Genomic DNA, 7,429 nt, shown 5'->3' on the forward strand with positions numbered 1-7,429 from the left:
CGAGCCGGATGATAAGGCCGCGCGCGGTGCCTGTTTCTGCTTCGCCGAGGCTTCACGGCGAGGCACGTCATGCTTCGTGCTCGACCTGCAGGTAGTCCAGTTCGAGCGGGGTCTTCCGGCCAAAGATCGAGACCATCACGCGGACCTTCATCTTGTCCGGGTAGATCTCCTCGACGAAGCCGGAGAAGTTGTTGAAGGGGCCGTCGACGACCTTGACGGCATCGCCTTCCTTGAACGGCATCTCGGGCTGTTCGCCCGCGGCAGCCGTCTCCTCGACGCGGCCGAGGATCCGGTTGACCTCATCGGGCCGGAGCGGGGTCGGCGTGTCGCCGGTCGAGAGGAAGCCGATGACGGATGGAAGGGCCGAGAGGATGTCGCGGAGGTAGGGGTCGAGGTAGGCTTCGACGAGGAGGTATCCGGGGAAGAAGGTCTTCTCACGCGTTCGCTTCTTGCCGCCGCGCATCTCGAAGACGGTCTCGGTCGGGATCAGCACTTCGCTCACTCGGTCCTGGAAGCCCTTGAGTTCGAGTTCGTTCTGGATGGCCTCCTTGACCTTCTTCTCGTGCCCGGAGAAGGTCCGTAGCACGTACCACTTGCGGATGCCGGTCTTCGTCTTGTTCGCCATAGCTGCCATAGTCGCCAGTGAGAGAGGGGTCGCTGCGAGGGCCTAGCCGCCGTAGAGCAACTGGAGCGCCTGGCTGATCCCCTGGTCGGCCACGTAGATGAAGAGCGCGAGGATGAACGAGGCGATGAGCGTGAGCGTGGTGTTGCTGACGAGCTCCTTGCGCTTCGGCCAGTGGACCTTGCTCATCTCCTTCATCACTTCCTGGACGTAGCTGCCTGTCTTGTTGTCTGCCATGCCTGGATGCCTCGTTAGCTGAGAACGGCTTGTGGTTCGTTTCGCACGGGCGGTAGGACTCGAACCTACAACCGCTGGTTTTGGAGACCAGTGCTCTGCCAATTGAGCTACGCCCGTCTGCTGAGTTCTGAATGACGAGCGACGGGCGGCGGATGTTGTTCCCACTCGCCGCTCCTCATCCAGAACTCGTCGCCCGCTAGTCGAGGATGTTGGCGACGACGCCGGCCCCCACCGTCCGGCCCCCCTCACGGATCGCAAAGCGCAGCCCCTGCTCCATCGCCACCGGCACGATCAGCTTCACGCGGAACTGCGTGTTGTCCCCCGGCATCACCATCTCCACCCCCTCGTTGAGCTCAATGTCTCCCGTCACGTCCGTCGTCCGGAAGTAGAACTGCGGCCGGTACCCCTTGAAGAACGGCGTGTGACGGCCCCCCTCCTCCTTCGACAGCACGTACACCTCGCACTCGAACTCCCGGTGCGGCGTCACCGACCCCGGCTTCGAGATCACCATCCCCCGCTCGATCGCGTCCTTGTCGATCCCTCTGAGCAGGATCCCCGCGTTGTCCCCGGCCTCGGCCTGGTCCAGCAGCTTCCTGAACATCTCCACCCCCGTCACGGTGCTCGACAGCTTCTCCTCCTGCATACCGATGATGTCCACCGCCTCCCCGACCTTGATCGCGCCCCGCTCGACCCGGCCGGTCGCCACCGTCCCCCGCCCGGTGATACTGAACACGTCCTCGACCGGCATCAGGAACGGCTTGTCGATGTCGCGCTCCGGCGTCGGCACGTAGTCGTCGACGGCCTGCATCAGCGCCTCGACCGAGGCCACGCCCGCTGCCTCGCCGTTCAAGGCCCCGAGCGCCGAGCCCTGGATGACCGGCAGGTCGTCGCCCGGGAACTCGTAGTCCGACAAGAGCTCCCGGACCTCCATCTCGACCAGCTCCAGCAACTCCTCGTCGTCGACCAGGTCGACCTTGTTCATGAACACCACGATGTAGGGGACGCCCACCTGGCGCGCCAGCAGGATGTGCTCCCTGGTCTGGGGCATCGGGCCGTCGGTGGCGGCGACCACCAGGATCGCGCCGTCCATCTGGGCGGCCCCGGTGACCATGTTCTTGACGTAGTCGGCGTGCCCGGGGCAGTCGACGTGGGCGTAGTGCCGCCCCTCGGTTTCGTACTCGACGTGGGCGGTGGCGATCGTGATGCCGCGCTCGCGCTCCTCGGGGGCGTTGTCGATCTCGTCGAAGCCCTTGGCCTCGCCGCCGAGCTTCTCGGCGAGGACCTTGGTGATGGCGGCGGTGAGGGTGGTCTTGCCGTGGTCGACGTGGCCGATGGTGCCGACGTTGACGTGGGGCTTGGTGCGCTGGAAGGTCTCTTTGGCCATGATGGATACCTCTGTAAACGGGTGCTTCGGGTTAACGGGGGGTGGCGGTCAGCTACGCGACCTCAGCCTTGTCGGCGTTGATGATCTCCTCGGCGATGCTCTTCGGCACCTCGGAGTAGTGGTCGAACTGCATCGAGTAGATAGCGCGGCCCTGCGTGTTGCTTCGCAGGTCGGTCGAGTACCCGAACATCTCGGAGAGCGGGACGCCGGCGTTGATGACCTGCGCGTCGCCGCGCTGGCCCATGCCCTCGATCCGACCGCGGCGCGAGTTCAGGTCGCCGATCACGTCGCCCATGTACTCCTCGGGCGTGATGACCTCGACGGCCATGATGGGCTCCATGAGCACCGGGCTGGCGCGGCGGCTCGCCTCGCGGAAGGCCATGCGGCCCGCGATCTCGAACGCGATCTGGTCGGAGTCGACGTTGTGGTACTTGCCGTCGTAGAGCCGGGCGACGATGCCCTCGATGGGGTAGCCCGCGAGCGGACCCTGGTCGAGCGCGCTCTGGATGCCCTTCTCGACCGACGGGATGAACTCACGCGGGATGTTGCCGCCCTTGATCTCGTCGAGGAACTCGAACCCGACGCCGTCCTCCTTCGGCATGAACTCGATCTCGACGTGGGCGAACTGGCCCTTGCCACCCGTCTGCTTCTTGTGGGTGTACTTGTGGTCGACCGACGAGCGGATGGCCTCGCGGTAGGCGACTTGCGGCTTGCCGACGTTGGCCTCGACCTTGAACTCGCGCTTGAGACGGTCCACGATGATTTCGAGGTGGAGCTCGCCCATCCCTGCAATGAGGGTCTGGCCGGTCTCCTCGTCGGTCGAGACGCGGAAGGTCGGGTCTTCTTCGGCGAGCTTCTGGAGGCCGGTGCCGAGCTTGTCGATGTCGGCCTTGGTCTTCGGCTCGATGGCGATGCGGATCACCGGCTCGGGGAAGTCCATCTTCTCGAGCACGATCGGGTGGGCCGGGTCGGTGAGCGTGTCGCCCGTCTTCGTGGCCTTCAGCCCGACGATCGCGCAGATGTCGCCTGCACGCACCGTCTCGACATCCTCGCGCGAGTTGGCGTGCATGAAGAGGAGGCGGCCGGCGCGCTCCTTCTTCTCGCTCGTCGCGTTGAAGAGCTGGTTGCCTTTTTCGAGCGTGCCCGAGTAGACGCGGGCGAAGGTGATGCGGCCAACGTAGGGGTCGGTGGCGATCTTGAAGGCGACGGCGCTGAACGGCGCGTCGGGGCTGGCCTCGCGGCTGAGGACCTCGTCGGAGCGGACCGCGTGGCCCTCGACGGCCGGAATGTCAGTCGGCGCGGGGAGGTAGTCGATGACGCCGTCGAGCAGGCGCTGGACGCCCTTGTTCTTGAAGGCCGAGCCGCAGAAGACCGGCGTGATGTCGAGCGAGAGCGTGGCGGCGCGGACCGTCGCCTTCACCTCGTCGGCGGTGATGTCCTCGCCTTCGAGGTACTTCATCAGGAGCTCGTCGTTGTGCTCGGCGACGGCTTCGAGGAGGTTGATCCGCCAGTGGCGGGCCTGCGACTTGAGGTCTTCGGGGATGTCGATCTCGTCCCATGTCGCGCCCTGGCTCTCGTCGTGCCAGACGATGGCCTTGAGCGCGACGAGGTCGATCACGCCGCGGAACATGTCGCCCTCGCCAATCGGAATCTGGACCGGGACGGCGTTGGCCGAGAGGCGGTCGTTCATCATCTTGACGGCCTCCGCGAAGTCGGCCCCGGTGCGGTCCATCTTGTTGACGAACGCGATGCGCGGGACGCTGTACTTGTTCATCTGCCGCCAGACCGTCTCGGACTGCGGCTCCACGCCGCCGACCGAGCAGAAGAGCGCGACCGCGCCGTCGAGGACGCGGAGCGAGCGCTCGACCTCGACCGTGAAGTCGACGTGGCCGGGGGTGTCGATGATGTTGATCCGGTGGTCGTCCCAGAAGCAGGTCGTCGCGGCGGAGGTGATCGTGATGCCGCGCTCCTTCTCCTGCTCCATCCAGTCCATCGTGGCACCGCCCTCGTGGACTTCGCCGATGCGGTGGAGGCGCCCGGTGTAGTAGAGGATGCGCTCGGTGGTCGTCGTCTTCCCGGCGTCGATGTGCGCCGAGATGCCAATGTTCCGGGTCCGGTCGAGCGAAAGCTGGCGTCCGTTGGTACTCATAGTGGCGTAGCTGTTGGCTGCTGGCTGTTAGCTAGTGGCTGATGCGCGGCGCGCAACAAGCCAATAGCCACGAGCTAAAAGCGGAAATGGGCGAAGGCTTTGTTGGCCTCGGCCATGCGGTGCGTGTCGTCCTTCTTCTTGACGGCCCCGCCCTCGTTCTTGCTCGCGGCGACGATCTCGCTGGCGAGGCGGCGGGCCATGCTCTTGTCCGCGCGGGCGCGGGCGTACTGGAGGAGCCAGCGGAAGGCGAGCGCCGTCCGGCGGTCGGCCCGGACCTCGATCGGCACCTGGTAGGTCGCGCCACCCACGCGGCGGCTGCGGACCTCGGCGAGCGGGGCGATGTTGTTGATGGCCTTGCGGAAGACCTCGACGCCCTCTTCGCCGGTGCGCTCCTCAACCATGTCGAAGGCTCCGTAGACGAGGCGCTGGGCGACGGACTTCTTGCCGTCGTTCATCACGCTGTGGATGAACTTGGCGACGAGCTGGTCTTCGTAGAGCGGGTCGGGGATCGTGAGCCGCTTGTCGGCTTGCCTTCTGCGCATGGCTGGGGTTTCTGGTTTGCAGTTTCCAGTTTCTAGTCGGCTGAAGCTCGGGGGCTGCCCAACTAGAAACCAGAAACCAGGGACTACAGACAGGCTACTTTCGGGGGCGCTTGGCACCGTACTTGGAGCGGCTCTGCTTGCGGTCGGCCACGCCGGCCGTGTCGAGCGCGCCACGCACGATGTGGTACTTCACGCCGGGGAGGTCTTTCACGCGCCCGCCGCGGACGAGCACGATCGAGTGCTCCTGGAGGTTGTGGCCCTCGCCGGGGATGTAGGCGATGACCTCGAACCCGTTCGTGAGCCGGACCTTCGCCACCTTGCGGAGCGCGGAGTTCGGCTTCTTGGGCGTCGTCGTGTAGACGCGGGTGCAGACGCCGCGGCGCTGCGGGTTGCCCTGGAGGGCTTTGGACTTGGTGGTCCTCGTCTTGGGGCTGCGGCCCTTGCGGACGAGTTGCTGAATCGTGGGCACGGGAGCGTCGGTCGCTGGAATACAACAAAAAGCGGCGCCGAGCGCCGCGGGGGTGCAGAAGAGGAAGGTACACCGTTCTGCCGTGCCAATTCAACCGTTCAGGTACTACAAGATCCCATTTCCGCCACTTCACGCGGATTTAGCAGGGATCAGGATCAATATATTTGGTTGATCGATATATATCTTTATTGCTTTTGGGGCTAGTCCCACGCCAGGAACATTGAGCGCAGGTAAGGAGCACAAGGGCGGTGAGCACGTCGATTGCAAGGCCGGACAGCTGCAGGCTCTCCCACTCCCCGCGGCTGACACCGGCCTGCTTCAGCAACCGGCTCAGCAGGTTCCTTCCGATGTCACCACGGTGGGGGTTCGGGATGCGAACGTCTACGTCGCCACGCCGCATGACGGCATGCTTGCTGCCAGGATAGGGTCCCTCGAACCCAAGCTTTCGCAGGATGCGGACTAGAGCTTGTCAGCAACTTGAGAGGCCCTGATGGCGCAGAAACGCTGTTCTGCTACTGTTACCTCCTCACACCGAGTCATTCCCGACCCTGATCGGGAATCCAGAAGGCGTGCTACAAGCTCTGGATTCCCGCCTGCGCGGGAATGACGGCTGTTTTTGAGGAGAACGCTGAGACCTAACCGAGTCCATAACATGCTCTAGCTTTCTCCGGGAGACCGGGCCGAACGGCGGCATCAGGCGGCCTCAGCCTGTAGGTTTAGATCGATGCCATTGAGCACGGGTACATTCGCGCCTCTCCGGAGCCGGATCAGTAACCAATCCTCAGCGACTTCCTGCAACTCATCGCGGCAGGCTTCGAGCGTGTCGGCGTTGGACCAGACGCCTTGCAGACCGGGGATGCTGCCGTAGTAGCCCTCGCCGTCTTCGAGCAGTTCGTACTCGGCAGCGTGCATAGCGGCTCGGATGTAGGCAGTCAGCATGGCACCTTCGTCAGCTAACAGCGGGTGGCTCGTCCGTATCGCGGATTTCTTCAGGCAGCGCGCCGTCCCCGCCCGAAGCCGACCCGTTACCCGTGGCCGACCCGTTGAGGGTGTCGCCCGGGTCGTTGAGGGTGTCGCCCGGGTCGTTGACGGGCTCGCCTTCGGCATTGACCGGCTGGTCGTAGATGGGCCGCTTGTAGGGCCGCTCGCCGAGGACCTCCTTGAGGTCGTTCTCGTTGAGCACCTCTTTTTCTAGAAGCGCTTGAGCCAGGGCCTCGAACCTGTCTTTGTGCTCGTCGAGCAGCCGGTGGGCGCGCGCGTGGATCTCGTCCACGATCCGTTTGGCCTCGGCGTCGATTAGCTCGGCGGTCTTCTCGGAGTAGGGCTTGTAGAACGACATCTCGGAGCGGCGGCTCACGTCGAAGTTGACGTGCCCGACGGCCTCGCTCATCCCGAACTTGACGATCATCGCGTAGGCCATCCCGGTGATGTGCTCCAGGTCGCTGGCCGCACCGGTCGAGAGGTGGTCGAAGACGATCTCCTCGGCTACGCGCCCGCCGATCGCCATCGTCATGCGGTCGCGGAAGGTCTGCTCGTTGGTGATGTAGCGCTCGTCGGGGAGCATCTGCGCGAAGCCGAGCGCGGCGAGGCCGCGCGGGACGATCGAGACCTTGATGACGGGGTCGGTGTGCTCAAGGAACCAGCCGATGACGGCGTGCCCGGCCTCGTGGTAGGCCACGATCTTTTTCTCCTCGGGCGAGATCAGCTTGTTCTTTTTCTCCAGCCCGCCGATCACGCGGTCGATGGCGCGCTCGAAGTCGACGGCCTCGATGGACTCCTTGTCGTCGCGGGCGGCGAGAAGCGCGGCCTCGTTGCAGACGTTGGCGATCTCGGCCCCGGCGAAGCCCGGCGTCATGTTCGCCAGCATCTCGGGTTCCACGTCGTCGCCGAGGGTGAGCGTGCGGGTGTGGACCTTGAAGATGGCCGCGCGCTCGCGGCGGTCCGGGCGGTCGACCATGATCTGCCGGTCGAAGCGGCCCGGCCGGAGCAGCGCCGTGTCGAGCACGTCGGGCCGGTTGGTGGCCGC

General features: G+C 65.0%; 8 protein-coding genes, 1 tRNA gene and 1 pseudogene. All 10 read right to left on the minus strand.

Annotated features, from left to right (window positions below):
- Nucleotides 1-67 precede the first annotated feature (67 nt).
- Nucleotides 68-625 (minus strand): transcription termination/antitermination protein NusG, encoded by a 558-nt coding sequence (gene nusG / locus AAGI91_07920; protein ID MEM1042542.1) that lies wholly within the window; start codon nucleotides 623-625, stop codon nucleotides 68-70.
- A gap of 42 nt (nucleotides 626-667) precedes the next feature.
- A complete protein-coding gene (gene secE / locus AAGI91_07925; GenBank protein MEM1042543.1) occupies nucleotides 668-859 on the minus strand; it encodes a preprotein translocase subunit SecE in 192 nt (63 codons plus the stop codon).
- 44 nt (nucleotides 860-903) lie between these two features.
- Nucleotides 904-976, minus strand: a tRNA-Trp gene (locus AAGI91_07930).
- Between the two features lie 79 nt (nucleotides 977-1,055).
- Nucleotides 1,056-2,243, minus strand: a complete 1,188-nt coding sequence (gene tuf, locus AAGI91_07935) for an elongation factor Tu (protein ID MEM1042544.1) — start codon at nucleotides 2,241-2,243, stop codon at nucleotides 1,056-1,058.
- A gap of 52 nt (nucleotides 2,244-2,295) precedes the next feature.
- Nucleotides 2,296-4,392: an elongation factor G gene (gene fusA, locus AAGI91_07940; protein MEM1042545.1), complete on the minus strand. Its 2,097-nt coding sequence runs from the start codon at nucleotides 4,390-4,392 to the stop codon at nucleotides 2,296-2,298.
- Between the two features lie 74 nt (nucleotides 4,393-4,466).
- Entirely contained in the window at nucleotides 4,467-4,934 is a 468-nt protein-coding gene (gene rpsG, locus AAGI91_07945; protein ID MEM1042546.1) for a 30S ribosomal protein S7, read from the minus strand.
- Nucleotides 4,935-5,028: 94 nt separating this feature from the next.
- Nucleotides 5,029-5,403 carry a 30S ribosomal protein S12 gene (rpsL, locus tag AAGI91_07950; protein MEM1042547.1) on the minus strand — a complete coding sequence of 125 codons (375 nt, stop codon included), beginning with the start codon at nucleotides 5,401-5,403 and terminating at the stop codon, nucleotides 5,029-5,031.
- 289 nt (nucleotides 5,404-5,692) lie between these two features.
- A pseudogene (locus AAGI91_07955) lies at nucleotides 5,693-5,857 on the minus strand (type II toxin-antitoxin system HicA family toxin).
- Between the two features lie 239 nt (nucleotides 5,858-6,096).
- On the minus strand, nucleotides 6,097-6,342 hold the full coding sequence (locus AAGI91_07960) for a type II toxin-antitoxin system HicB family antitoxin (protein MEM1042548.1): 246 nt from the start codon (nucleotides 6,340-6,342) through the stop codon (nucleotides 6,097-6,099).
- A 10-nt stretch (nucleotides 6,343-6,352) separates the two neighbouring features.
- A partial coding sequence (locus AAGI91_07965; GenBank protein MEM1042549.1) for a peptidase M41 occupies nucleotides 6,353-7,429 on the minus strand: 1,077 nt, incomplete at its 5' end.

The organism is Bacteroidota bacterium, assembly GCA_038746285.1.
In the GTDB taxonomy this organism is placed as follows: Bacteria; Bacteroidota; Rhodothermia; order Rhodothermales; family JANQRZ01; genus JANQRZ01.